General features: G+C 41.7%; 32 protein-coding genes. All 32 read left to right on the forward strand.

Going from position 1 to position 26,225, the window contains the following annotated elements; genetic code table 11:
* The first annotated feature begins 1 nt into the window (after window position 1).
* The 32 genes from MKY93_RS06145 to MKY93_RS06300 all read left to right on the forward strand — a co-directional run bounded on the left by MKY93_RS06145 (window position 2) and on the right by MKY93_RS06300 (window position 26,211).
* Window positions 2-610 carry a MotE family protein gene (locus tag MKY93_RS06145; RefSeq protein ID WP_340758546.1) on the forward strand — a complete coding sequence of 203 codons (609 nt, stop codon included), beginning with the start codon at window positions 2-4 and terminating at the stop codon, window positions 608-610.
* 28 nt (window positions 611-638) lie between these two features.
* On the forward strand, window positions 639-1,940 hold the full coding sequence (locus MKY93_RS06150) for a flagellar hook-length control protein FliK (protein WP_340758547.1): 1,302 nt from the start codon (window positions 639-641) through the stop codon (window positions 1,938-1,940).
* 3 nt (window positions 1,941-1,943) lie between these two features.
* Window positions 1,944-2,627, forward strand: coding sequence for a flagellar hook assembly protein FlgD (flgD, locus tag MKY93_RS06155; protein WP_009765506.1), 684 nt, complete (start codon window positions 1,944-1,946; stop codon window positions 2,625-2,627).
* A gap of 20 nt (window positions 2,628-2,647) precedes the next feature.
* On the forward strand, window positions 2,648-3,025 hold the full coding sequence (locus MKY93_RS06160) for a TIGR02530 family flagellar biosynthesis protein (RefSeq protein ID WP_009765505.1): 378 nt from the start codon (window positions 2,648-2,650) through the stop codon (window positions 3,023-3,025).
* A gap of 84 nt (window positions 3,026-3,109) precedes the next feature.
* A complete protein-coding gene (gene flgG, locus MKY93_RS06165) occupies window positions 3,110-3,907 on the forward strand; it encodes a flagellar basal body rod protein FlgG (RefSeq protein WP_040758248.1) in 798 nt (265 codons plus the stop codon).
* 56 nt (window positions 3,908-3,963) lie between these two features.
* Complete coding sequence (locus MKY93_RS06170; RefSeq protein WP_340758548.1) at window positions 3,964-4,185, forward strand: flagellar FlbD family protein; 222 nt, start codon at window positions 3,964-3,966, stop codon at window positions 4,183-4,185.
* Window positions 4,175-4,606, forward strand: a complete 432-nt coding sequence (gene fliL / locus MKY93_RS06175) for a flagellar basal body-associated protein FliL (protein ID WP_340758549.1) — start codon at window positions 4,175-4,177, stop codon at window positions 4,604-4,606. Before MKY93_RS06170 ends, fliL begins: the two co-directional genes overlap by 11 nt.
* A gap of 48 nt (window positions 4,607-4,654) precedes the next feature.
* Entirely contained in the window at window positions 4,655-5,656 is a 1,002-nt protein-coding gene (gene fliM, locus MKY93_RS06180) for a flagellar motor switch protein FliM (RefSeq protein WP_078817746.1), read from the forward strand.
* Window positions 5,649-6,827, forward strand: a complete 1,179-nt coding sequence (gene fliY, locus MKY93_RS06185; RefSeq protein ID WP_340758550.1) for a flagellar motor switch phosphatase FliY — start codon at window positions 5,649-5,651, stop codon at window positions 6,825-6,827. The genes fliM and fliY overlap by 8 nt, the downstream gene beginning before the upstream one ends.
* A gap of 22 nt (window positions 6,828-6,849) precedes the next feature.
* On the forward strand, window positions 6,850-7,212 hold the full coding sequence (locus tag MKY93_RS06190) for a response regulator (RefSeq protein ID WP_078817745.1): 363 nt from the start codon (window positions 6,850-6,852) through the stop codon (window positions 7,210-7,212).
* Between the two features lie 8 nt (window positions 7,213-7,220).
* The gene (locus tag MKY93_RS06195; RefSeq protein WP_078817744.1) at window positions 7,221-7,904 is read left to right on the forward strand and encodes a flagellar biosynthetic protein FliO; all 684 of its coding nucleotides are present in this window, start codon (window positions 7,221-7,223) and stop codon (window positions 7,902-7,904) included.
* Complete coding sequence (gene fliP, locus MKY93_RS06200; RefSeq protein ID WP_221836078.1) at window positions 7,897-8,562, forward strand: flagellar type III secretion system pore protein FliP; 666 nt, start codon at window positions 7,897-7,899, stop codon at window positions 8,560-8,562. Before MKY93_RS06195 ends, fliP begins: the two co-directional genes overlap by 8 nt.
* Before the next feature lie 12 nt (window positions 8,563-8,574).
* Window positions 8,575-8,844 carry a flagellar biosynthesis protein FliQ gene (gene fliQ, locus MKY93_RS06205; protein WP_009497384.1) on the forward strand — a complete coding sequence of 90 codons (270 nt, stop codon included), beginning with the start codon at window positions 8,575-8,577 and terminating at the stop codon, window positions 8,842-8,844.
* A 4-nt stretch (window positions 8,845-8,848) separates the two neighbouring features.
* On the forward strand, window positions 8,849-9,625 hold the full coding sequence (fliR, locus tag MKY93_RS06210) for a flagellar biosynthetic protein FliR (RefSeq protein ID WP_078817742.1): 777 nt from the start codon (window positions 8,849-8,851) through the stop codon (window positions 9,623-9,625).
* Window positions 9,618-10,709 carry a flagellar biosynthesis protein FlhB gene (gene flhB, locus MKY93_RS06215; RefSeq protein WP_009497382.1) on the forward strand — a complete coding sequence of 364 codons (1,092 nt, stop codon included), beginning with the start codon at window positions 9,618-9,620 and terminating at the stop codon, window positions 10,707-10,709. The genes fliR and flhB overlap by 8 nt, the downstream gene beginning before the upstream one ends.
* 24 nt (window positions 10,710-10,733) lie before the next feature.
* The gene (gene flhA, locus MKY93_RS06220) at window positions 10,734-12,764 is read left to right on the forward strand and encodes a flagellar biosynthesis protein FlhA (RefSeq protein WP_340758551.1); all 2,031 of its coding nucleotides are present in this window, start codon (window positions 10,734-10,736) and stop codon (window positions 12,762-12,764) included.
* Window positions 12,764-13,879 (forward strand): flagellar biosynthesis protein FlhF, encoded by a 1,116-nt coding sequence (gene flhF / locus MKY93_RS06225; RefSeq protein WP_340758552.1) that lies wholly within the window; start codon window positions 12,764-12,766, stop codon window positions 13,877-13,879. Before flhA ends, flhF begins: the two co-directional genes overlap by 1 nt.
* On the forward strand, window positions 13,872-14,738 hold the full coding sequence (locus tag MKY93_RS06230) for a MinD/ParA family protein (RefSeq protein ID WP_078817740.1): 867 nt from the start codon (window positions 13,872-13,874) through the stop codon (window positions 14,736-14,738). The genes flhF and MKY93_RS06230 overlap by 8 nt, the downstream gene beginning before the upstream one ends.
* Complete coding sequence (locus MKY93_RS06235) at window positions 14,731-15,870, forward strand: protein-glutamate methylesterase/protein-glutamine glutaminase (RefSeq protein ID WP_340758553.1); 1,140 nt, start codon at window positions 14,731-14,733, stop codon at window positions 15,868-15,870. Before MKY93_RS06230 ends, MKY93_RS06235 begins: the two co-directional genes overlap by 8 nt.
* 15 nt (window positions 15,871-15,885) lie before the next feature.
* A complete protein-coding gene (locus tag MKY93_RS06240; protein WP_340758554.1) occupies window positions 15,886-17,961 on the forward strand; it encodes a chemotaxis protein CheA in 2,076 nt (691 codons plus the stop codon).
* A gap of 18 nt (window positions 17,962-17,979) precedes the next feature.
* On the forward strand, window positions 17,980-18,447 hold the full coding sequence (locus MKY93_RS06245) for a chemotaxis protein CheW (RefSeq protein ID WP_221836061.1): 468 nt from the start codon (window positions 17,980-17,982) through the stop codon (window positions 18,445-18,447).
* On the forward strand, window positions 18,437-19,069 hold the full coding sequence (locus tag MKY93_RS06250; protein WP_340758555.1) for a chemotaxis protein CheC: 633 nt from the start codon (window positions 18,437-18,439) through the stop codon (window positions 19,067-19,069). The genes MKY93_RS06245 and MKY93_RS06250 overlap by 11 nt, the downstream gene beginning before the upstream one ends.
* Window positions 19,070-19,564 (forward strand): chemotaxis protein CheD, encoded by a 495-nt coding sequence (locus MKY93_RS06255; RefSeq protein WP_340758556.1) that lies wholly within the window; start codon window positions 19,070-19,072, stop codon window positions 19,562-19,564.
* Window positions 19,565-19,686: 122 nt separating this feature from the next.
* Complete coding sequence (locus MKY93_RS06260; protein ID WP_340758557.1) at window positions 19,687-20,466, forward strand: FliA/WhiG family RNA polymerase sigma factor; 780 nt, start codon at window positions 19,687-19,689, stop codon at window positions 20,464-20,466.
* Complete coding sequence (locus MKY93_RS06265) at window positions 20,463-20,762, forward strand: hypothetical protein (protein ID WP_009497372.1); 300 nt, start codon at window positions 20,463-20,465, stop codon at window positions 20,760-20,762. The genes MKY93_RS06260 and MKY93_RS06265 overlap by 4 nt, the downstream gene beginning before the upstream one ends.
* 6 nt (window positions 20,763-20,768) lie before the next feature.
* Entirely contained in the window at window positions 20,769-21,263 is a 495-nt protein-coding gene (locus tag MKY93_RS06270; RefSeq protein WP_009497371.1) for a YlxL like protein, read from the forward strand.
* A gap of 151 nt (window positions 21,264-21,414) precedes the next feature.
* Complete coding sequence (gene rpsB, locus MKY93_RS06275) at window positions 21,415-22,155, forward strand: 30S ribosomal protein S2 (RefSeq protein ID WP_040758243.1); 741 nt, start codon at window positions 21,415-21,417, stop codon at window positions 22,153-22,155.
* A 90-nt stretch (window positions 22,156-22,245) separates the two neighbouring features.
* Window positions 22,246-23,133: a translation elongation factor Ts gene (gene tsf, locus MKY93_RS06280; RefSeq protein ID WP_340758558.1), complete on the forward strand. Its 888-nt coding sequence runs from the start codon at window positions 22,246-22,248 to the stop codon at window positions 23,131-23,133.
* A gap of 80 nt (window positions 23,134-23,213) precedes the next feature.
* Window positions 23,214-23,939, forward strand: a complete 726-nt coding sequence (pyrH, locus tag MKY93_RS06285; RefSeq protein WP_221836048.1) for a UMP kinase — start codon at window positions 23,214-23,216, stop codon at window positions 23,937-23,939.
* On the forward strand, window positions 23,939-24,496 hold the full coding sequence (gene frr, locus MKY93_RS06290; RefSeq protein ID WP_009497367.1) for a ribosome recycling factor: 558 nt from the start codon (window positions 23,939-23,941) through the stop codon (window positions 24,494-24,496). The genes pyrH and frr overlap by 1 nt, the downstream gene beginning before the upstream one ends.
* A gap of 132 nt (window positions 24,497-24,628) precedes the next feature.
* Window positions 24,629-25,420, forward strand: coding sequence for an isoprenyl transferase (locus MKY93_RS06295; protein ID WP_009497366.1), 792 nt, complete (start codon window positions 24,629-24,631; stop codon window positions 25,418-25,420).
* A complete protein-coding gene (locus MKY93_RS06300; protein ID WP_221836047.1) occupies window positions 25,417-26,211 on the forward strand; it encodes a phosphatidate cytidylyltransferase in 795 nt (264 codons plus the stop codon). Before MKY93_RS06295 ends, MKY93_RS06300 begins: the two co-directional genes overlap by 4 nt.
* Window positions 26,212-26,225 lie beyond the last annotated feature (14 nt).

A 26,225-nucleotide genomic window follows, 5' to 3' on the forward strand; every position in this document is an offset into this window, starting at 1 on the left:
AGTGGCTAAAGCTAAGAAGACAAAAGAAACGAAATCAGTAGAATTAAAAGAGAAAAAGTCTGCCGGTTTTTTTCAGATTTTATTGGCATGGATTATTATACCCCTTATGTTCACAACAGCTGTCGTATTAATCATCGCCAAAGTTGCTGATATCAATGTGTTCGATCAGGCAAAAGAATGGACATCTAAGATCCCTTTTTTAGAAGAAAAAGCGCCCGATGAAAAAGTCGAAGGTGATTTAATTTTAGAAGAACGTGTCATTTCATTGCAGGCAGAAATTCAAGAAAAAGAAGCACAGTTATTTGAAGTCCAAGATGAACTAACGAAAGTAAAGGATTCAAACGAAACGCTGGAAATAGAAAAAGAGAAATTGAATGAAGAAATCGAAAAAATGAAGCGCGCACAAAGCGAATCCAAAAGAGATTTCAAAGAAATTGTCACCACATATGAGCAAATGTCGGCAAAATCTGCTGCTCCTGTTATTACGAAAATGGGCGATGCGGAAGCTGTGCAGATTTTATCCAACTTAAAACCTGCGACTTTAGCAGCGATACTTGAAAAAATGGCACCGGAAGAAGCTGCGAAATATACTTACATGCTCACAAAGTAGTATAATCATAGTGGAAGGAGGTGAGAGAGTGAATTTAGGACTATTAATGGGAGTCAGTTCTTCTAGTGTTCCAGCTAGTTCTCAAGTCTCTTCATCTGCAAATGCAAAGGGAGCGGGTTTTGGCAGTGTATTCCAAAGTTTAATGGGAGCATCTCAATCGTCGGATGTACAACAGTCAACCGGGAAAGATGTAGAAACGGCTCAATTGTTGGAAGGTATTTTGCAAGCAGAAACGTTAGAGGAGCTTGCGGGGATTCTTGAACAATTAGAGCAAGATGAACAGACATCCCTAGGTACAGCTTTACAATGGAGTAATGGCATAGAAGCGTCTTTAGCAGACTTGAAAAATATTCAGAAGTTTCCTAGTTTGCAACAATTGGCATCTATTATTAGCGGAAATCCTGATAAACTAATAGAAGAGATGACGAAGGCGATGGAAGAAGCCGGGTTAGATGAAAAAGCAATCGATCAAATGCAGGCAACAGGTGATATTTGGTTTGTGATCGAGTCATTGCAAAATTTGTCGTCTGATCAATTGAATGAAGCGATGCAGCTGTTGCCTGAAAAAATAACAGTAGATATCGCAGCATTATTCAAAGCGATTGAACTTTCAGCCCCTTCAAAGGACCTGTTCGTTAGACAGGAAGAGTTAATTCATACAATCCAACCTTTACTGGCGCAATTTGCGAGTCATTTAGAAGATAAGACGATACAGCCTGAAGTGAAACAAGCTATCCAATTACCTACTGCAGTCCAACATATGATCCGATTTGCGGCAGAACAACCTGCTACGGACACAAAACAACAGGAACAGCAAACAAAGAATGAAACACCCGCTGTGCAACCTGCATTGACCCAAACAGAAGGAAGACCTGTATTCCAGATGACGCAGACAGAAAAAGTGCCGGAAAGCCGCAGTGAAGCGTTGATGCGCGAGTTCCAAGCGATATTGAATCGGGCAAATTTCGGACAGACAGGCGGAACGAATCGTCTGATGGTCAAGCTTTATCCAGAACATCTGGGACAAGTGCGTATTGAGTTGCTTGAAATTAATGGCGTGATGACGGCAAGAATCTTAGCATCCACTGCGATGGCACGTGAAATGCTCGACAGTCAAATGCATCAGCTACGTCAAGCGTTCAATCAGCAAAACTTACAGGTAGAGCGTATCGATTTGTCACAAACAATACAAGAACCTTCTAAGAATGATCGGGAACAGGCGTTCAATAAACAAAACGAGCAACAGAAAGAACAGCTTACAGAACAAGATCAAAATCAGGATGAACAAGAACGGACTTTTGAAGAGTTCATGATTGAACTGGAGGTATAGACATTGCCCAACGAAATTAATTCACCAGAAGGATATAAACCGATTACAGATTCAATGTACCTGATCAATAAGCAGCGAGATGAACGAAAGACTGGCCCCGACACGATGGGGAAGGATGCCTTCATGAAAATCCTTATTGCACAGTTGACGAATCAAGATCCAACGAATCCGATGAAAGATAATGAATTCATTGCACAAATGGCCCAGTTTTCGTCACTCGAACAAACGATGAACATGGCAAAAGCATTTGAAAAGTTTGCAGAAGCGCAGAACCAAAGTCAATTAATTCAATACAACAGCTTTATCGGCAAAGACGTTAAATGGCATGAAGTGACAGATAAGAAGGATGAAGACGGCAAGCCGATCATCAATGAAGGAACCGGAAATATTCAATCCATCAAATATGTTAATGGTTCGATTGTGTTTACATTGGAAGATGGAAAAGAATTAACTCCAGGTAATATTTCTGAAGTATTATCATCTGGTGCAGGCGGAGGTTCCGGTAGTCAACCGAACAATCTTGTGCAGGCAAGTATGCTTATTGGCAAGACAGTCGGTTATATGGATGGCGACGAAGAACGTACAGGGAAGGTAGTTTCTGTTACGAATAAAGATGGCAAGTTGCATTATATTTTGGAAGGCGACATTAAGATTGAAGGAAACCAATTCACTTCGATCAGTGAATAAGACAAGAATGGAGCGATGTCATGAATAAGATTGATTTCCATCGCATTCCATCACAGCCACTCATACACCAAGGGAAAAGCCAACAGACAGCCAAGCCTAATCATTCATTTATTGAACATTTGCAGAAAGCGACGCAACCGGAGAAGTTGAAGATCAGCAAACACGCAAACGACCGCCTACAAGAACGAGGCATTCAAATGACTGATGCAGAATGGACACGCATCTCAGAGAAAGTGGACGAGGCGAAGAGGAAGGGAATACGTGAATCACTTGTGTTGACCGACCAGGCTGCACTCATCGTCAGTGCAAAAAATTCAACCGTCATCACCGCGATGGACCGCATGGAAGCAAAAGACCAATTATTTACGAATATCGATGGAACGATACTACTCAGCTAAACTTGGCAGGACCTTACGAGGATGCCAACGCACCGCCGACTGAATGACGCGGTGCACTTTAAAATCGAGAGGGGAAACTACATTATGTTACGGTCAATGTACTCAGGAATATCAGGATTGAAAAACTTTCAGACGAAATTAGACGTGATTGGTAATAATATTGCGAATGTGAATACGTATGGATTTAAGAAGGGGCGTACTGTATTTAAAGACTTGTATTCACAGACTGTGTCTGGTGCTACCGCTCCAGGGGGACCACGTGGTGGTGTGAATCCTAAGCAAGTAGGTTTGGGTTCTCAATTGGCTACCATTGATACAATCCACACTCCTGGATCTACACAGTTTACTGGTAATACACTAGACCTTGCGATAGAAGGAGATGGTTTTTTTGTGGTTGGTGAGGCTGGAGGTGCCAATAGCCTATACACAAGGGCCGGCATTTTTTACATGGATAAAGCAGGAGACTTGGTAGATGGAGATGGTAGATATTTGTTGGATAGTGCGAATGCCAAGATAAATATACCTGAAGGATCTAAATCAATTTCAATCGGGCAAAATGGTGAAGTGAAATATGTGGACTCTGCGGGCGCTCTACAAGGCACTCAGAAAATACAGCTTGCTAAATTCAGTAACCCAGGAGGACTTCAAAAAGTTGGAGGAAACCTCTACCAAGATAGCCCGAATGCCGGTAAACAGACAGGTACTGACCCTCTTCAAGGCGGTCGCGGCTCCATAGTATCCGGCTCCCTAGAAATGTCTAACGTCGACCTATCAGAAGAATTCACCGAGATGATCGTCGCCCAACGTGGATTCCAAGCCAACACCCGGATCATCACAACATCAGACGAAATCCTGCAAGAACTCGTAAACTTGAAACGATAAACCTAGCATAGAATAAAAAAGGAGGGTCGGGCCGGCCTTGGCCTGGCCCCTTACATATGATTAAAGTAACGCGGTTGAATCGAACGACATTCACATTAAATGCTTTGTACATAGAGAAGGTCGAGTCGTTTCCAGACACGACGATCACAATGACGACAGGGTCAAAGTATATTGTCCTTGATACGGTTGAGGAAGTGAACAGCCGGATCATTGAATTTTATCAAGCGGTCCAGTTGCTGTCGAATCCGCATATCCGGGGTGAAGAAGATGAAGAATAAATTATTGACGATCTCATTGATTATTTTAGTAAGTATCACACTTATTGGCGTGGTGGCAGTTGTTCTAATTTTGAATTTTAATAAAGACGATGAAACTGCAGAGAAGGGTCCAAACATCGATGAAATTCTTGAGTCCTCTGTCGATATCGAGGAAATCACGACGAATTTATCAGGTCGCAATTTCATTCGCGTGTCACTCAAGATTCAGACAGACAGCAAGAAAGCGGCAGAAGAGCTGACAAAACGAGACTTCCAAGTGAAAAACCTAGTAATTCAAGAGCTTTCCGAGATGACTGCGAAAGATTTTGAAGGAAAAGCAGGAAAGCAGCAGTTCGAGGATTCTATTAAAGCCCAACTGAATGAATTGATGCAAGATGGTAAAATAGAGAAAGTGTATATTGTCTCTTACATTATCCAATGACGAAAGTTATGATCTGTAAGAGGTGCTTACGCAAGAGGAGGTGGGCTTATGTCGGGAGATGTACTGTCCCAAAATGAAATAGATGCGCTGTTGTCTGCTTTATCGACGGGTGAAATGTCAGCGGAAGAAATGAAAAAAGAAGAAGAAACCCGAAAAGTACGCGTATATGACTTTAAACGGGCACTGCGTTTCTCGAAGGATCAGATTCGCAGTTTGACACGAATCCATGAAAACTTTGCTAGATTGCTGACGACCTATTTTTCTGCTCAGCTGCGCACATATGTCCAGATCAATGTTGTGTCGGTCGATCAGATTCCATTTGAAGAATTTATCAGTTCGATTCCGAATATGACATTGATCAATATATTCGATGTCTCGCCTCTAGAAGGCAATATTTTGATGGAAGTGAATCCGAATGTTGCGTACTCCATGCTTGAACGCTTAATGGGTGGATTTGGCTCTAGTTCTGGAAAAGTAGATAATATGACGGAGATTGAAACAAAGATTTTAACGAACTTATTTGAACGTTCATTTGATAGTTTACGAGAGGCTTGGTCGGGACTGATTGAAATCGATCCATATCTTGCGGAGATGGAAGTCAATCCACAGTTTTTGCAAATGATTTCTCCAAATGAAACGGTCGTTGTCATTTCGTTTAATATCGTTATAGGCGAATCGAGCGGTATGATTAATATGTGTATTCCGCATATTGCACTTGAACCTATCATTCCGAACTTATCTGTCAGTTATTGGATGCAGACGAATAAAAAAGAGCCAACTCCAGAACAGAGTATACTTCTGGAGAGGCGCATTAAAAAAGCGACATTACCGGTAGTTGCTGATTTAGGAAAAGGAGAAATTTCTATAGAAGATTTTCTTTACCTGCAAATGGGAGATGTCATTTCATTGGATACAAAAATTGAAGATCCGCTCGTCATTCGGGTAGGAGAAACACCGAAATTTACCGCACAGCCAGGGAAATTGAGAAACCGGATGGCTGTTCAAATACTGGATACTTTGAAGACGGGAGGGGATGAGGATGATGAGTGATAACATTCTTTCACAGGAAGAAATTGAAGCGTTATTGCGCGGTGAAACGCTGGAGCCAGCTGAAGAACCAGCATCGGAATCAGCAGACATCCAAATCGGCGATTACTTAACAGATATGGAGCAAGACGCCCTTGGAGAAGTCGGGAACATTTCATTCGGTAGTTCAGCGACTGCTTTGTCCGCGTTACTCGGACAGAAAGTAGACATTACAACACCGAAGATTTCATTGATTAATCGCGATGAGTTGGACAAAGAGTTTGTCCACCCGTATGTCGCCATAAAAGTCGAATACACCGAAGGTTTGAGTGGTGTCAATTTACTTGTTATTAAGCAAAGCGACGCAGCAATTATAGCTGATTTGATGCTCGGCGGGGACGGTACTACCCCGAATGAAGAGTTGAGCGATATCCATTTAAGTGCTGTACAGGAAGCCATGAATCAAATGATGGGTTCTTCTGCTACATCCATGTCGACCATATTTAATAAAAAGGTGGATATCTCACCGCCTACCATTGATTTGATGAACATTCAACTAGATCAAGGAACAGAACATATTCCACCGCATAATTTGCTGATCCGTGTGTCATTTAATTTGAAGGTGGGCGAATTGATCGACTCGGATATTATGCAATTATTCCCGCTGGAATTTGGGAAGAAACTTGTCTCATCTCTAATGGGAGAAGAGGAGGCTGCGACGGTTATGGAAGAACCGCCGGCCCCAACACAGCCTGTAGCTCAAGAAGCGCCAGCGCAACAAGAGGTTCAGCAACCTGCACCGCAGCCTGAACCAATGTATCAAGCACCACCGCAGCAACAGGTTCAACAAGCACCAAGACCGACACAGCCGCAAGTACAAGTGCAGCAGGCAGAATTTGCAAGCTTCCAAGCACCTGGCTTAAGTAAAGATGAAGCAAATAATTTAAATATGCTGCTTGATATACCACTTCAAGTAACTGTGGAATTGGGCAGAACAAAGCGTTCTGTACAAGAAATATTGGAAATGTCCAGCGGTTCAATTATCGAACTGGATAAATTGGCTGGGGAACCAGTAGACATCTTAGTCAATAATCGCTTTATTGCAAAAGGCGAAGTAGTGGTCATCGATGAAAACTTCGGAGTCCGCATTACGGATATACTGAGCCAAATGGACCGCTTGAATAACTTACGATAGTAGATATCTGGAGGGAATAGGAATGGGAAAACGAATTTTAGTAGTAGACGATGCGGCATTTATGCGCATGATGATTAAAGATATTTTGACGAAAAACGATTATGAAGTAGTAGGTGAAGCGGCAGATGGTGCACAAGCCGTGGAGAAGTACAACGAATTAAAACCGGATCTCGTGACAATGGATATTACGATGCCAGAAATGGACGGCATTGCGGCGCTTAAAGCGATTAAAGGTACGGATCCTTCTGCAACAATCATTATGTGTTCTGCTATGGGTCAGCAAGCAATGGTAATTGATGCAATCCAAGCGGGAGCAAAAGATTTCATCGTTAAGCCTTTCCAGGCAGACCGTGTTATTGAAGCGATCGACAAAGCGTTGAGCTAAGTCGCCTTATGATAGCAAAAATAGTTACCAAATGGCTTATTGTGTTGCTTGTCTGTCTTGTTTTCATGCCCCAAGCATATGCGGAAACAGATCCTGACGCAAAAATCTCCGATTGCATCGGAAAAGGAAAAGATTGTAGCTCTGATACTCCCCTTTTGGACAATCCAGACAGTAATAAAATTTCCGATCCGGAGACTACAATGGATCCGCCGAAGGGTTTAACTGCTTGGGATTATATCCGAACGTTTCTCGCCTTCATTTTCGTCATAGGTTTACTTGTATGGTTGCTGCGTTTTCTAAATAAACGCAACCGGAACTTCGATCAAACTCGCTTGATGACGAATTTGGGCGGTGTGTCGCTTGGGCAGCATAAATCAATCCAATTAGTAAAAATGGGTAATCATTATTTCGTTGTAGGCGTAGGAGAAGATGTCCAACTTCTTAAGGAAATTGAAGACCCAGATGAAATTGCCGACTTGCTGGCACGCTATGATCAAGAGGGCAGTGAAGTACAAAAAGGGTTAATCTCACAGGTTTATCAAAGATTTTTTGCGAAATCAAAATCTGGGGACCCGGTAGGAGAAGCCTCCGATTTCAGTCAGTTGTTTTCATCCAAAATGGAAGAGATCAAAGCGGATCGCAAGCAGCAGTTGGATCGAATGAAGGGGAAAGGGAGCGACCGGGATGACTGATTTTCTAAATTCATTTTCAAGCAGTGATCCGGCCAATGTCTCCACTTCAATTAAAATGCTTCTGCTGCTGACAGTCCTGTCACTGGCACCCGCTATTTTAATTTTGATGACTTCATTTGCACGGATCATTATTGTGTTGTCTTTTGTTCGTACAGCACTTGCGACTCAGCAGATGCCGCCTAACCAAGTGCTGGTGGGACTTGCGTTATTTTTAACTTTCTTCATTATGGCACCTGTCTTATCGCAAGTGAATGAAGAAGCCTTGACGCCATTATTCGATGAGGAAATTTCATTAGACGAGGCGTACGAACGCGCCAGTGGGCCATTCAAGGAATTCATGAGTCAACATACAAGACAAAAAGACTTGGAATTATTCATGCGTTACAACCAAATGGAACGGCCAGAAACAATCGAAGAGATTCCATTAACGATGATGGTGCCTGCTTTCGCATTGAGTGAAATCAAAACCGCATTTCAAATGGGCTTCATGATTTTTATCCCGTTTCTCGTAATTGATATGATTGTCGCCAGTGTCCTCATGTCGATGGGAATGATGATGCTTCCGCCTGTCATGATCTCATTGCCGTTTAAAATATTGCTGTTTGTCTTAGTGGACGGTTGGTATCTCATTATCCAGTCATTGCTACAAAGCTTTTAGGGAGGGTTTTAGTTGACGAGTGAATTTGTGATTTCCATTGCAGAACGGTCAGTATGGGTTATTCTTCTCGCTGCTGGACCTCTTTTGATCGTAGCGTTATTGACTGGGTTAGCCGTCAGTATTTTTCAGGCAACTACACAGATTCAAGAACAAACATTGGCATTCGTGCCTAAGATCATAGCAGTCATGGTTGCTATTGTATTTTTCGGCCCTTGGATGCTTTCTTACGTTACCAATTATGCGAGTGAAATCTTTTCCAATCTCTCTAGGTATATCGGGTGATTAAATGAATGAACTCATCCCATCACTGCCTGCATTTTTACTTATACTAACGCGTGTCACTTCTTTTTTCGTTACGCTGCCGCTTTTTTCATATCGATCGATTCCAACGACTCAGCGCTTGATCTTTGCTGCGGTTCTCGCTTGGATGATGTCCTATACTGTGGAAATGCCGGTTATGGAAATTGACGGACAATACATATTGCTTGTAATAAAAGAAGCGGTAATTGGCCTGTCGATTGGTATTGCTGCCTTTATTATTATGGCTGCCATTCAAGTGGCGGGCGGGTTCATCGACTTTCAAATGGGTTTTGCCATCGCCAACGTCATCGATCCGCAAACTGGTGCTCAATCTCCTTTGCTCGGCCAGTTTTTCAATTCATTGGCGATGTTGCTGTTACTTGCGGTCAACGGCCATCATATGCTGCTGGACGGTATCTTCTACAGTTACGAGTTTGTCCCAGTCAATGAGTTGTGGCCGCCGTTTGGCAGCGAGGGAATGGCGGAATTCATGGTTCTGACATTTGCTAAAGCTTTTGCCATTGCGTTTCAGATGGCAATTCCTGTTGTCGCTACTTTGTTTTTAGTAGATTTGGCTCTTGGAATTACGGCAAGGGCAGTTCCGCAACTGAATATATTTGTTGTCGGATTCCCTATCAAGATCGGTGTCAGTTTTCTCGCAATCGTGACGATGTCGGGTGTGCTGATTACCTTAATGAAAAAACTGTTCGAAGTGATGATCCTGACAATGAGAGATTTGATGGTACTGCTGGGAGGTGGCTAAATTGTTACTAAGGCTGGATTTACAATTTTTCGCCGGCGAGAAAACTGAAAAGGCCACTCCGAAAAAACGGGAAGATTCTAGAAAAAAAGGGCAAGTACTGAAAAGTCAGGACGTCACAAGTTCGATTGTTTTACTCTCTGTATTCCTGTTCATGTTTTTTGCGGCAGGATTCATGAGAGATAATTTCTTTGTTTTTTTTCGTGAATCTTTTACGCATTTTATACCTATACATACGTTGAACGAAGATCAAGTCATGCTAGTCTATATGGATATCGTCAAACAGATGGCGATTATATTATTGCCTATTATGGTGATAGCTGTAGTTGCAAGTGTTGCAGCCAATCTACTGCAATTTGGCTTGTTATTTACTGGTGAACCATTAAAATTTGATCTAAAAAAGATTGATCCAATTAAAGGATTGAAGCGTATATTTTCAATCCGCGCCATTGTAGAATTATTGAAATCAGTATTAAAAATTTCGTTTATTGGTACGGTTACTACATTAGTTATTTGGATGAACTTCGGACAAGTGCTTGACTTGGCTTTCCGAACCCCTCATATGACACTGCTGACAATCGCTAAATTAGTGGGGATGATGGGAATTATCGCTTCACTCGTTTTGCTTTTTATTTCGATATTGGATTTTTTATATCAGAAATTTGACTATGAAAAAAACCTAAGAATGTCCAAACAGGATATTAAGGATGAACATAAAAATATGGATGGGGATCCGCTCATTAAGTCCCGGATTAAGCAACGTCAGCGAGAAATGGCGATGCGGCGTATGATGCAGGAGATACCGGAAGCGGATGTCGTCATCACGAATCCTACTCACTTTGCCATTGCATTAAAGTATGATGATGAGAAAATGGATTCGCCCATTGTTGTGGCGAAAGGTGCAGATTTTATTGCACAAAAAATCAAGATGATCGCCAAAGAGCATGAAATTGTCATGGTTGAAAATCGGCCGCTTGCACGTTCCATGTATGATCAAGTAGAAGTTGGCGATCGCATTCCGGAAGAGTTTTTCAAGGCGGTTGCTGAAATTTTAGCGTACGTTTATCGCATTCAGCGAAAAATATAAGTGAAATAAGAAAGTAGGGATGGCATGCAATTTAAAGATATCGGAGTACTTGCGGCGGTTATTATGATTGTTGCGATGCTCGTCATCCCGTTACCACCTTGGTTATTAAGTTTTTTGATTATCATCAATATCACATTAGGATTATTGGTCCTATTGACTGCAATGAATATGCAGGAAGCGTTACAGTTTTCCATTTTTCCGTCGTTGTTATTGTTATTAACATTGTTCCGACTTGGTCTCAACGTATCTACAACGCGTGCGATTCTTTCTGAAGGTGACGCAGGTGGCGTAGTCGACACGTTCGGTACGTTTGTTACAGGCGGCAATATTGTCGTAGGTCTTGTGGTCTTTGTGATTTTGATTATTATTCAATTTATTGTCATAACGAAAGGTTCTGAACGTGTTTCGGAAGTTGCTGCTCGGTTTACGTTAGACGCGATGCCGGGTAAACAAATGAGTATTGACGCGGATTTGAATGCAGGCATGATTTCAGACACTGAAGCGCGTGCGAGACGTGAAAAAGTTAGTAACGAAGCCGATTTTTATGGTGCGATGGACGGTGCTACGAAATTTGTTAAAGGGGATGCAATTGCTGGGATCATCATCGTTTTAATCAACTTGCTGGTTGGGATGATCATCGGTGTCGTGCAAATGGATTTACCTTTTGCGGAAGCGGCAACTCAATTCTCTCGGTTGACTGTCGGGGACGGGATTGTCTCACAAATTCCGGCTCTCCTCATTTCGACGGCAACAGGTATCGTTGTGACGCGTGCTGCCTCTGAAGGGAATCTAGGAACAGATATTACCAACCAACTTCTAGGACAGCCTAAACTGCTTTATGTAGCAGCAGTAACCGTTCTGTTACTTGGTTTGGCGACACCCATTAATGATATTTTAACGATACCAATTTCTCTTGCACTAGCGGCAGGTGCCTTTATGATGACTCGTAAATCAGAAGAAGATCCAAACGAGCTGCTGGAGATGGAAGAAGAAGTGGAAACAGAAGGTCTGAAGCGGCCGGAAAACGTAGTGGATTTGCTGAATGTTGATCCAATCGAGTTTGAATTCGGCTACGGTTTAATTCCACTCGTCGATGCTACACAAGGCGGGGATTTGTTGGACCGAGTTGTGATGATCAGAAGACAGTTGGCTATTGAATTAGGGCTGGTTATTCCAGTCGTGCGTATTCGTGACAATATCCAGTTGCAACCAAATGAATATCGAATCAAAATTAAAGGTAATGAAATGGCCAGAGGCGAGTTGTTGCTGGATCATTATTTAGCTATGAGTCCTGGTGGTGAAGATCTGATTGAAGGAATCGATACTGTGGAACCTTCATTTGGTCTTCCTGCGAAATGGATCACAGAAGAAGCGAAAGAAGAAGCTGAGATTATGGGCTATACAGTTGTGGATCCGCCGAGTGTGGTATCTACCCATTTGACCGAAGTGATTCGTGCCAATGCTGCCGACTTGCTTGGACGTCAAGAGACGAAACAACTGGTCGATCATGTGCATGAAACCTATCCTATTTTAGTCGATGAATTGACACCAACACCGCTATCGATTGGCGAAATACAAAAAGTACTGGCGAAGTTGTTAAGCGAACAAGTATCTGTACGTAATTTGCCGATTATATTCGAGACGCTTGCTGATTATTCCAAATACACTTCTGACGTAGATGTATTAACTGAATACGTCAGACAATCGCTCGCTAGGCAAATCACCAATCAGTACGTTGTCGGCAACGAGGCGTTAAAAGTATTGACGGTTTCCGGTAAAGTGGAAAAACTTATTGCAGATAGTATCCAGCAGACAGAACAAGGGAATTTCCTGTCAATCGATCCTGCGCAATCTCAAGCTATTTTAGAACGGATTGCTCAGGAAGTAGAGCGAGTCGCTTTGCTCGATCAGGCACCGGTAATTCTATGTTCTCCAGCCATTCGAATGTATTTACGTCAAATTACGGAGCGGTATTTCCCGCAAATACCTATACTGTCTTATAATGAACTCGAAGCGTCTGTGGAAGTCCAAAGCGTAGGAGTGGTGGATATTTAATGAAAATGAAAAAGTATACAGCCCCTACGATGGTAGAGGCGATGAAAAAAGTACGTGGAGATTTTGGGGATGACGCAGTCATCCTCAGTTCAAATGTTGTAAAGACAAAAGGCTTCCTTGGTTTATTTCAAAAACGCTCAGTGGAAGTAGTGGCGGGTTTTGATCAAACAATAGAAAAACACCCAATTGAGCCGCCTACACGTCCTGTCGTTCAATCAACAGTTCAGACGAATACGACAGAACAGCTACAAAAAGAAATGCTGGAAATGAAGAACATGATCAAGGGAATGCAACAAAGCGACCGGACATTGGAAAAGTTTCCAGATGAATTGGTGCCACTATTAATGAAGTTGCAATCACAAGGACTTGCAGATGAATACATTGTGGAAGCCGGTGATTTGTTATATGAACGAATGAAAAAAGAGAAAAAAGATTTCACCAATAGCGAACAACTTCAAATAATGAAAGAATGGTTTTCCGCCAAACTGAAAGATGTACCGTTCGGCGGAATTTCTTATACCAAAAAATATATCAATGTGTTAGGACCAACCGGCGTCGGGAAAACAACAACGATCGCAAAAATTGCGGCTCGCGCATTACTTGAGGAAAAAAAGAAGATTGCTTTTATCACGACAGATACATATCGTATCGCGGCGATTGAACAATTACGAACGTATGCCAATCTACTGCAAGCGCCTGTAGAAATTGCTTACAATGAAACAGATTTCCGTGCTGCGATTGAAAAGTTGCAAGACCGCGATTTGATATTCATTGATACGGCAGGTCGTAATTATAAGGAAGCAAAGTTTGTAGAAGATTTGCAGGGCCTCGTAGACTTTTCATTGGATATGGAGACATATCTTGTCCTTTCCACTACATCAAAAGAACAAGATATGGATATCATCATTGACCGATTCAAAAAATTCCCGATTGAAAAATTCATTTTTACAAAAACGGATGAAACAAGTTCTGTTGGATCAATGATCAATTTGATGCTGAAGCACAAAATTGGTACGGCATATTATACAGACGGTCAAGAAGTACCTGAGGATATAATAGAGGCAAACGTGGAAAAGTTATTTTCTCTTTTGTTAGCAGGTGATCAAGATGCATGATCAAGCAGAAGCATTGCGGTTGAAAATGTTAAAAGCCCAAGGCAAAGCAGCTCGATCTGTAGCAATTATTAGTGGGAAAGGCGGCGTAGGGAAATCCAACTTTACCGCCAATTTTTCCTATTCACTTGCACAAAAAGGGAAGAAAGTATTGATAATTGACATGGATATTGGCATGGGCAATATTCATATTTTATTTGGTGCCACACCCAATCACAGTTTGAAGGATTATTTGACAGGCTCTAAAGGGTTGTACGATGTTATTACTCCTCTTGAAGACGGATTGGCTTTTATTGCAGGTGGATCAGGTTTAGAAACGGTGATGGAGTGGTCTGAATCCATGTTCGATCGTTTGATTGATGCGTTTTCCATTCTGCAGTCTGACTATGATGTGATTTTATTTGATATGGGTGCAGGCGCTACAAAAAGTTCACTGGATTTAATTTTGGCGGTAGACGAAATCATTTTAATTTCGACTCCTGAACCGACATCGATCACGGATGCCTATTCAATGATGAAGTTCATTTGCCTGCAAGAAGCCGATAAAACTTTTCATATTGTCAGTAATCGGGTATTGAGAGAAGAAGATGGACGTGATTCCGTGGCTCGGTTGCAGCTGGCCATGCGTAAGTTCTTATCTGCGGAGACAAATATTTTAGGATTTTTACCAGACGATATGAATGTACGTAATGCAGTCGTAGCCCAAACCCCCTTTGTGAAGTTGTATCCGAATGCACAAATTACCAAACGGATGAAAGCTATAACTGAGTCATTTCTACTTGGCAATCAATCTAGTAATTCTATTGAGTCTTCAGGATTCCTTGGCAAATTAAAGAACATTTTTCGGAAAGGGCGTGTCTGATGTGCTTACTGGCAAGAAAAAACGAGTACTTGTCGTAGATGATTCAGCTTTTATGCGGAAATTGATATCAGATATGTTGAACCGACATCCGATGATGGAAGTCATTGGGATAGCCAGGAATGGACAAGATGCCATAGAGAAAGTGAAGGAACTGACACCGGATGTTGTGACGATGGATATTGAGATGCCTGTGATGAATGGCTTACAGGCACTGAAGGAAATGATGGATCATCATCCAGTACCTGTTGTCATTTTATCGAGTACAACGAAACACAACACCGAAAATGCTGTACTCGCTATTGAGTATGGTGCGGTGGATGTCATTGCCAAACCGGGCGGCGCTATTTCTTTGAATCTTCACGAAATCGAGAGAGAAATAGTAGAAAAAGTTTTTGCAGCCTCTAATGTCCGAATCACATCGTTGACTAGGAAAATAACACCGAAGAAAACTCGCTATACACTACCTGCAGAAAAGAAGGAAGCCCCAGTCAGAATGAATAGTGTCACAGAAATGCCTGCTAATTTAGCAAGTTTTTCTAAAAATAAAGCCCAAACTACCAAAACGTTTGTTATAATAGGCACATCGACAGGGGGGCCTCGAGCCTTACAAGAAGTGATTACACGCCTACCTGCGGATTTTCCTGCACCTATTTTAATTGTTCAGCATATGCCGCCGGGATTCACAAAGTCGCTAGCTGAACGCTTAAATGGATTGAGTGAAATCACTGTGAAAGAAGCTGAAAATGGAGAGTTACTATATAACGGAACAGCATATGTCGCTCCAGGCGGGCTGCATTTAAAGTTTGAAAAAACAGTTGCAGGTTATAGAGTCTTGCTGGACGGCAATGAAGCTCCGCGTTCCGGACATCGCCCAGCAGTCAATGTTTTATTGGAATCAGCCGCCAAGCATCCGGAATTAGAGTATGTTACGGCTATTATGACTGGAATGGGTTTTGATGGGAAAGAAGGCATGGAGTTATTACGCTCTTCGTGCAAGACGGTGACGATAGCGGAATCCAGGAATACCTCAGTAGTTTATGGGATGCCAAAAGCCATAATAGATGCAGGATTGAGCGATGAGATAAAAGATGTTCAACAGATCGCAGAGGCAATAATGGGAAATTTGAAGTGACTAGGGGGCTTTACATTGGATACGAATCAGTATTTGGATATGTTCATCGAAGAAAGTAAAGAACACTTGCAAGCATGTAACGAACAATTGCTTGCTTTAGAAAACAACCCGGACGATCTAGGAATTGTCAATGAAATTTTCAGAGCAGCCCATACATTGAAAGGTATGTCCGCAACTATGGGCTACGAAGATATAGCAGACTTGACACATAAGATGGAAAACGTCTTGGATGCCATCCGTAATTCCAAAATTAGCGTAACAACTGAAATATTGGATGTCGTATTTGAAGCTGCCGATGATTTAGAACTGATGGTGCTCGATATCGAGGCAGGCGGTAATGGGAAAAAAGACGTCAGTGTCTTAGTGGATACTCTAAATCGAATTGAGGCAGGAGAACCGCTTGACTTAGAAGAAAATGCCCCAATTGCTGCCACTACGGAAGAGAGTGCAACCGCAGTCGTTACGTCGTCAGGAATTCACTACGATGACTTTGAATTGACGGTGATCTCGCAATCATCGGAACAAGGTTTTAATGCCTACGAAATAACTGTTGAGTTACGTGAGGATTGTCTGCTGAAAGTAGCCCGGGTGTTCATGACATTTGAGATCTTAGAAAAATCCGGCGAAGTAATCAAAACCGTTCCGACTGTAGAGAAGCTTGAAAACGAAGAGTTCGATCAAAACTTTACGATTGTCTTATTGACTCATGAAGATGCGGACGACTTGAAAGCTAAAATCATGAAGGTTTCAGAAATCGAAGACGTTCGTATTAAGCATATTACAGATGAATATATCAAGAAATATAAACAAATCGAATTTGAACAGCATGATGAGCAACCGCAAGAAAAACCAAATAACGCAGACACCCTTCCTGCGGCAACAGAGAAAGCAAAAGCCGCGCCAAAGGAAGCTACTCAAGTCAAGAAGACGAATCATGCCTCTTCAAATAAGACTATCCGAGTAAACATCGATCGTTTAGACATCTTAATGAACTTATTTGAAGAACTCGTCATTGATCGGGGGCGCCTTCAATCGATTGCAAGTGAGTTGCATAACCCGGAATTGAATGAATCAGTGGAAAGAATGACGAGAGTTTCAGGCGACCTACAAAATATTATATTAAATATGCGGATGGTTCCTGTGGAGACAGTTTTCAATCGGTTCCCTAAAATGGTTCGTACGTTGGCACGTGATTTAAACAAGAAAATAAATTTAGAAATCATCGGTGCAGAAACTGAACTCGATCGGACAGTTATCGATGAAATCGGCGATCCGCTCGTCCACTTAATTCGAAATGCGCTAGATCATGGCATTGAGAGTCCTGAGGAGCGTATTGCGAAAGGTAAGCCGGAAGAAGGCACTGTTACGCTGAGGGCTTATCATTCAGGGAACCATGTATTTATTGAACTGGAAGATGATGGTGCCGGAGTGAATCGTGAGCGCGTATTAGGCAAAGCGATCGAGCGAGGAATTGTAAGTGAAGAAATCGCGCCTACTTTATCCGACCGACAAGTAGCAGAACTGATTCTGGCATCTGGTTTCTCAACTGCTGCAGCGATTACAGACGTCTCGGGACGCGGAGTTGGTTTGGATGTTGTGAAAAGCACAATCGAGTCACTTGGTGGCCATATTTCGATTGATTCCAAAGAAGGTAAAGGCTCGTTATTCCAAGTTCAATTACCGCTAACACTATCAATCATTTCCGTAATGCTAGTGGAATTAGATCAAGAGATATATGCAATCCCTCTCTCTTCAATCATTGAAACGGCAATCGTTCAAAAATCAGATATCTTGAACGCTCACAATCAGCCAGTCATTGATTTCAGAGGAACTATCGTGCCATTGGTGGATTTAAAAGAGATTTTTGAAATGGAAGATCGTCGCGAAGAGGAAGATTTCCAATCCATCGTAATTGTGCGCAAAGGAGAAAGTCTAGCAGGCTTGGTCGTAGATTCATTCATCGGGCAACAAGAAATTGTTTTGAAATCGCTTGGAAACTACTTGCAGAGTGTTTTTGCAATATCAGGCGCCACCATACTCGGAAACGGCCAAGTGGCATTAATTGTCGACTGTAATGCACTGATTAAATAAATCGAGGTGACTAGAAGCATGGCAAAAGCTGTTGAAGTAAGTGATATGAAAGTAATTGTCTTCCAACTGATGAATAAGGAATATGCGATTGGTTTGGATGTGGTGGAATCAATTGAGAAATCTTTATCCATTACACGGGTTCCTAGAATGCCTTCATATGTTAAAGGTGTGTTGAATTTGCGAGGTGTCGTGACGCCAGTAGTAGATTTACGTGAACGCTTTGATATGGAACCAAAAGAATTTGATGAATCAAGCTGCATTATTATCGTTTCACATGCTGATTCGGAAGTTGGTTTAATCGTGGACGACGCCAATGATGTCATGGACGTACCTACAAGCGTGATTGGACCTCAGCCGGAAGTAGTCGGTTCTGTAGAATCAGAATTCATTTCTGGGGTGGCTAAAGTGGATAAACGTCTGCTCGTCATGTTGAATTTAGAAAAAGTGCTTCAACCGATCAAAAAGGTGAATGCAGATGAACTCTGACAATGAAATTACTGAAATGCATCTCGATGTGTTAAAAGAAATCGGCAACATAGGGGCAGCTCATGCAGCGACATCTTTGTCTCAGCTGCTAGGGCATAAGATTGATATGCGGGTCCCAAATGTAGAGTTGGTTTCCTTTGATGAAATGTTCGAACTTGCAGGAGGCACTGAAAAGATTGTTGCTGGGATTTTCTTGCGAATTGAAGGAGATTTGACTGGCAGTATGTTCTTCGTGTTGACGATTGAATCCGCTACAGAGTTTATTCGTAAATTGATCGGCGATCCAACATTTATGTTTTCCCAAGTAGAAGATTTAGGTTTAGGTGCTTCTGCATTGCAAGAATTAGGTAATATTCTTTCAGGTTCTTATTTATCTGCACTTTCCGATTTCACTTCTTTGAATATTTATCCAACCGTGCCTTCTTTGAGTGTGGATATGGTTGGTGCGATCGTCAGTTTTGGGCTGATTGAAGTATCTCAGTACAGCGATGAAGTCATTGTCATCGAAACTGAAATTTTGCAAGAAGGGGAACAAGGTATTTCGAGTTTAGCGGGACATTTTTTCTTATTACCCGACCCACCCTCGTATCGCACGATTTTCAGTTCTTTAGGTGTTTTGTAAATGCTGAATACAAAAACAGTAGTACGTGTCGGGATTGCGGATATGAATATAGCCAAAACACCCCAGACAATCCGTACGTCCGGTCTGGGCTCGTGTGTAGGCGTAGTGCTATACGATAAAACAAAACAAATTGCAGGCATGGTCCACGTCATGTTGCCTGATAGCCAATTAGGAAAATCCACAAAAATAAACGCCGCTAAATTTGCGGATACCGGGATTTACGCCATGATGGAAATGTTAAAAGCCAAAGGAGTTCGGCCATTTAGTCTGAAGGCGAAAATTGCTGGCGGCGCACAAATGTTCCAATTTGGTTCCAATGACACGATCAGAATCGGTCCAAGGAATGTAGAAGCGGTAAAAGCAGAATTGAAAAGACTTTCCATTCCTATTGTGTCAGAAGATACCGGGGGATCGAGCGGACGAACGATTGAATTTGATCCGGAAACTTGTATTCTCCATGTACGTACCGTTAACGCGGGTACGCAGGAAATCTAAGCGTTCAATGTAAAACAGAGGCGGCTATTTCATTAGTCGCCTTTCTTTATGGAGATTTGCTATACTACTAGATAAGAGATAAAAGTAGACAGACGGTAGCTGACAGGAAAGGCGTGAATTCGATGACAAAGCAAGAAACGACTGAACGGCATCAGTGGAAGTTATGGCTCGAAGACCGTGATCCTGATGCAGGTGACGCACTAGTCCAACTATACACACCATTAGTGAACTATCACGTTCAACGAATTAGTGCGGGATTGCCGAAAAATGTCTCGCGAGATGAAATTAAATCTCTAGGCTATCAAGGCCTGTTTGATGCTTTAACAAAATTTGACCCGACCCGAGATTTGAAATTCGATACGTATGCATCCTTTCGTATCCGAGGAACAATTATAGATGGCTTGCGTAAAGAAGACTGGCTATCGCGTTCTTCCAGAGAAAAGTCGAAAAAGTTGGATGAAGAGATCAGCAAACTCGAACAATCTTATTTACGGTCCGTGACGCCTGAAGAAGTCGCAGATCATCTTGGCGTGACAGCGGATGAAGTTTACCAGACTGTTCATGAACAGTATTTTGCTAACGTTTTGTCGATTGATGAAAAGATGAACGATGACGACGAGCAGAATGACCAAACGTTTGTCTTACGGGATGATCACACAAAAACACCAGAACAGTTAGCTGTCAAAGAAGAATTAATTAGGGATCTGGTGATAAAAATTAAAGAGTTGAATGAAAATGAACAGCTTGTTTTAAGTTTATTTTATCAAGAAGATATGACACTAACGGAAATAGGTGAAATTTTAAGTTTATCAACTTCTAGAATTTCTCAGATTCATTCGAAAGCTTTGTTTAAATTGCGTTCATTGTTGGCAGCTGAGATTACGGATGGAGGGATTTTATGAGCTTGAAAAGTATCGAATTGCAAATTGCCATACCTAAAACGTTTGAAGCAGGTAAAATTGCTGAGCAAAAACAGCAACAATCACAAATTGCACAGCAACATGCCAATACGTCGATGGAAAAACAAGTGATTAAAAACCAAGAAACTGTCCTTGAATCCGATCCATATGCCAAGCTGGATGCTGACGACTCCCAACCTGATGAGCAATCTGAACAGCAGAAGAGAGAAAAACAGGAGAAAGCGGAACAGCGAGTTAAACATCCTTTTAAGGGCTCGTTTTTCGATTATAATGGGTGACATATCATGGGAATCGTAGTAGCTATTTTATTTATTTTACAAATCATTAGTTTTATGATTATGACCTTACTGTATATGAAAGTCTCCAAATTCAATAACTTGGAGAAAAAACAGCAAAAACTTATGCACGAGATGGATCAGTCTATCATGGCTTATTTGGCAGAAATCAAAGAAGAAAATGATCGGTTGATTGAACAGTTGAATAAAAGACCGGTGAATAAACCGTCATCTAAGGTTGCTTTTCCACAGACTCATTCACAGAATGAAGAAACTGCTGCTGAACCAGAAAAAGTTCAGCAAAAATCACATCCAGTCCCTGTTCAATTCGCATTGCGTTCGTATCAGAAGAATGCTGCCACGACAGATTCTTTAGAAATGGCTCCATTAAGTGATCGGGACAAGGCGAAACAGCTTCTTGCAGAAGGTAAGTCGGTACAGGAAATTGCAAAGGAGCTTGGAAAAGGTCAGACTGAGATCGAATTATTATTGAAATTTGGCTAAAACAATTGGCTTCTGTTGCAAAAGGTTTATATCTGTGTTATTTTAGTAGATGGTATTACTACACACGTGTGCGGAAGAAAGAGTTGGTGCCATTATGGTCGCTTTTTCGCAGGAAGTACACGGAGGACAAAAACCAATAGGAGGAATTACCATGTCAGTAATCTCAATGAAGCAATTACTAGAAGCAGGTGTTCATTTCGGACACCAAACACGCCGCTGGAACCCGAAAATGAAGAAATACATTTTTGTGGAGCGTAACGGCATTTACATCATCGATCTACAAAAGACGGTGAAAAAATTAGAGGAAGCTTACAACTTCATGCGCCAAGTCGGTGCTGATGGAGGAAAAGTCCTTTTCGTAGGTACGAAGAAACAAGCACAAGAAGCGATCAAAGAAGAAGCAGAACGTGCAGGAATGTACTACATCAACCAACGTTGGTTGGGTGGAACATTAACAAACTTTGGTACAATTCAAAAGCGTGTAGCACGCATGAAAGCTATTGAGAAAATGGAAGAAGACGGCACATTCGACGTACTTCCTAAGAAAGAAGTTTCTCAATTAAATAAAGAACATGATCGTCTGGTGAAATTCCTAGGCGGTATCCGTGATATGAAAGGATTGCCAGATGTAATTTTCATCGTGGATCCACGTAAAGAGCGTATCGCGGTAGCTGAAGCAATCAAATTGAATATTCCACTCGTTGGAATCGTAGATACTAACTGTGATCCGGACGAAATCGACTATGTCATCCCGGCGAACGACGATGCAATCCGCGCAGTACGTTTACTTACAAGCAAAATGGCAGATGCTTTGATTGAATCCCGTCAAGGTGAAGACGATGAAGCGACTGCTGAAACAGCGAACGAAACAGAAACTGTAGCTGCAGACTAATGTAAATGATGAGACGATAAGCGGCGTACCCCTTATCGTCTTTTTTTAAAGTAATATTTGTAAATGAATTTTATTAGGAGGAATTCTCAAATGGCAACAATTACAGCCCAAATGGTTAAAGAACTTCGTGAAAAAACAGGCGCAGGTATGATGGACTGCAAAAAAGCACTAAGTGAAGTTAATGGCGATATGGAAGCAGCTATCGATTTCTTGCGTGAAAAAGGTCTTTCAAGCGCAGCGAAGAAAGCAGATCGTATTGCTGCTGAAGGTGTAGCGAATATTTTAGTTCAAGGTAACGAAGCAGTAATCCTTGAAGTGAACGCTGAAACAGATTTCGTAGCGAAAAACGAAGGATTCCAACAATTAGTTAAAGAACTTTCTGAATTCTTGCTTGCAACTAAGCCGGCAACAGTTGAAGAAGCGAATGAAGCTAAAATGGACAGCGGTTTGACGGTATCTCAACATATCTCTAATGCAGTAGCTAAAATCGGAGAGAAAATCACTCTTCGTCGTTTTGAAATTCGTACAAAAACAGATGCAGATGCATTCGGACCTTACTTGCATATGGGCGGACGCATTGCGGTTCTAACTGTTCTTGAAGGATCAACAGATTCGGACGCAGCGAAAGATGTAGCGATGCACATTGCAGCGATGAACCCTAAATACATTTCACGCGATCAAGTGTCTGAAGAAGAAGTAGAGCATGAGCGTAAAGTATTGACTGAACAAGCGTTGAATGAAGGTAAGCCTGAAAACATCGTAGCGAAAATGGTTGAAGGCCGCCTTGGAAAATACTTCGAGGAAATTTGTGTGCTAGACCAAGCTTTCGTTAAGAACTCTGATCAGAAAGTCCGCGATTTCGTTAAATCAACAGGCGGAACATTAATCGAGTTTATTCGTTATGAAGTGGGCGAAGGTATTGAGAAGCGTGAAGATAACTTTGCTGACGAAGTAATGAGCCAAGTTAAAGGAAACTAAGTCTAAAACCAATCGTACAGAGGGGCACATCCATTATGTGTTCCTCTTTTTTGAGAATAGGGAATTGCAGGAGGGTCTAAATGAGTAATCCAAGATATAAACGGATCGTGTTAAAGTTAAGTGGAGAAGCATTAGCAGGAGAACAAGGGTATGGTTTGTCTCCGGAAGTTGTAAAATCAGTTGCCAGTCAGGTAAAAGAAGTCGTAGAACTAGGCGTAGAAGTTGCTGTAGTTGTGGGCGGAGGTAACATATGGAGAGGTAAAGTCGGAAGTGAGATGGGTATGGACCGTACGACTGCCGACTATATGGGGATGCTAGCTACGGTAATGAACTCTCTAGCATTGCAAGATGCTCTTGAAAAGCTTGGACCTGAAACGCGCGTAATGTCCTCCATTGACATGAGACAAGTGGCAGAACCTTACATACGCCGAAAAGCTATCCGTCATTTGGAGAAAAACCGTGTTGTTATTTTTGCTGCCGGAACAGGAAATCCGTATTTTTCTACTGATACGACAGCCGCTTTACGTGCTGCAGAAATTGAAGCAGATGTTATTTTAATGGCGAAAAATAATGTAGATGGTGTGTACTCAGCAGATCCAATGAAAGATGCTAATGCGACAAAATATTTAGAGCTATCCTACTTAGAAGTGATCAGTCAAGGTCTGGAAGTTATGGACTCAACAGCTTCAACCTTATGTATGGACAATGATATACCGCTCGTAGTATTCTCAATTATGGAAAATGGTAACATTAAAAAAGCCGTGCTTGGAGAAGACATTGGTACGGTGGTCAGGAGGAATAAATAATGACAAAAGAAATTATGAATCAAACGAGTGAACGTATGGAAAAAGCACATAGTGCGTATACAAGACAATTGGCATCGATCCGAGCTGGAAGAGCCAATGCTAGTTTATTGGACAGAATTTCTGTCATCTATTATGGTGCACCGACGCCTCTAAACCAAATGGCTGGGATTTCAGTACCTGAACCACGCCTTATTGTTGTTCAGCCATACGATAAAACGACGATTGGTGAAATTGAAAAAGCAATTATGAAATCTGATATCGGTATCACACCATCAAACGATGGATCAGTGATTCGTTTAGCTGTTCCCGCGTTAACAGAAGAGCGCCGTAAAGAGCTTGTGAAAGAAGTTAAGCGTGAAGCAGAAGACGCAAAAGTAGCTATTCGTAATGTCCGTCGTGATAGTAATGAAGAACTGAAGAAGATTGAAAAAGACGGAGAAATCACAGAAGATGAGTTACGTCGTTACAATGATCAAGTACAGAAAATGACGGATGACTTCATCGAGAAAATCGATCAGACTGCAAAAGATAAAGAAAACGAGATTTTAGAAATTTAAGTATAGAACTTTCTATAAGGAGGAGCGTCCTACTTTTAGGACGCTCTTTTCTGTCTTTTGCATGCTATTTACTATGCAATTTGGTAGGATAGGCTGTAGGAGTATCCGAAAAGAGCCAAGTGGAGGAACGCTATGCTTAGAAAACTAATGCGAAAAAAAACGGCAAACATTCAGTTATTGGATGAACGAATCGACGCCGTAAAAAAAAGACAGATTCCTCTCCATGTCGCAATCATCATGGATGGAAATGGAAGATGGGCGAAGCAAAGGAAAATGCCACGAATTGCTGGTCATCATGAAGGGATGAAAACTGTCCGTCAAATTACCAATTTCGCAAATGAACTGGGTGTTAAAACTCTGACTCTCTATGCATTTTCTACCGAAAATTGGAAACGACCTAAAATTGAAATCGACTTCTTGATGAATCTTCCCGGCGAATTCCTTAATACATATTTACCTGAGTTAATGGAAAAAGGAATAAAGGTAGAAATGATCGGAAATATGGATGCACTTCCTGGACATACTAGAAAAGCCATCACAAAAGCGATCGAAATAACGAAGGATAATAAAGGACTTATATTGAATTTTGCCATGAATTACGGTAGTAGATTAGAATTGGTTCATGTTATGAAGCAGCTTGCACAAGAAGTAACAGACGGCGCATTACAAACGGATGATATAGATGAAAATCTGATCAACTCCAGATTAATGACAGCTCACTTACCTGAACCGGATTTATTAATCCGCACGAGCGGAGAAGTTCGTCTGTCCAATTTCATGTTATGGCAACTTGCATATGCAGAATTTATCTTTACTGATGTGCTGTGGCCAGATTTTAATGAAGAAAGTTTGTTACAAGCGATTGAAGAGTTCCAACATCGAGATCGTCGATTTGGAAGCTTGGAAGGAGATCAGAAGGGATGAAACAAAGAATCATAACTGCAATCGTAGCACTTGCATTTTTTGTCCCAGTCGTCGTAATGGGAGGATTGCCTTTTATTATTGCGATCTATGCAATTTCTACGATTGGTTTATATGAGTTACTTCGCATGCGGAATATGTCCATTTTCTCGGTTCGTGGCTTTCTAGCATGGTTGCTATTACTCGTCATCTTATTGCCTTCCAAATGGACTGAACAAGTGGAAGGCAATCTTCATTTAGAGAAGTTGGAAATGGTATACGTATTGGTCTTATTGCTGTTGGTCTACACGGTGCTAGTGAAAAACCGTTCAACTTTTGAAGACGTCGCATTTTCTGCAATGAGTGCTTTATATGTAGGGATTGGTTTTTATTATTTAATCGAAACGCGTTTATTTGGTTTGGAGTACATCGGTTATGCGTTGTTGATCATCTGGTCGACCGATTCCGGCGCATATTTTGTCGGGCGCAAACTTGGTAAACGTAAACTGTGGCCGGAAATCTCTCCGAACAAAACGATTGAAGGATTTATCGGCGGAATTATATGTGCGGTTCTCTTAACACTTATCTACAATCTATTTTATCCTATCGCAAATTCCTACGTGACGTTCATTCTAGTTACCGTTGTGGCATCTATTGTAGGTCAGATTGGGGACTTGGTAGAATCAGCATTGAAACGATATTATGATGTGAAGGATTCAGGTACTCTATTACCTGGACATGGCGGAATTATGGATCGATTTGACAGTTTGCTGTTCGTCTTGCCATTACTTCATTTTGTTCAGTTCGTAGGTTAATGGAAAGGAAGTTA

This window comes from Sporosarcina sp. FSL W7-1283 (assembly GCF_038003105.1).
In the GTDB taxonomy this organism is placed as follows: domain Bacteria; phylum Bacillota; class Bacilli; order Bacillales_A; family Planococcaceae; genus Sporosarcina; species Sporosarcina newyorkensis.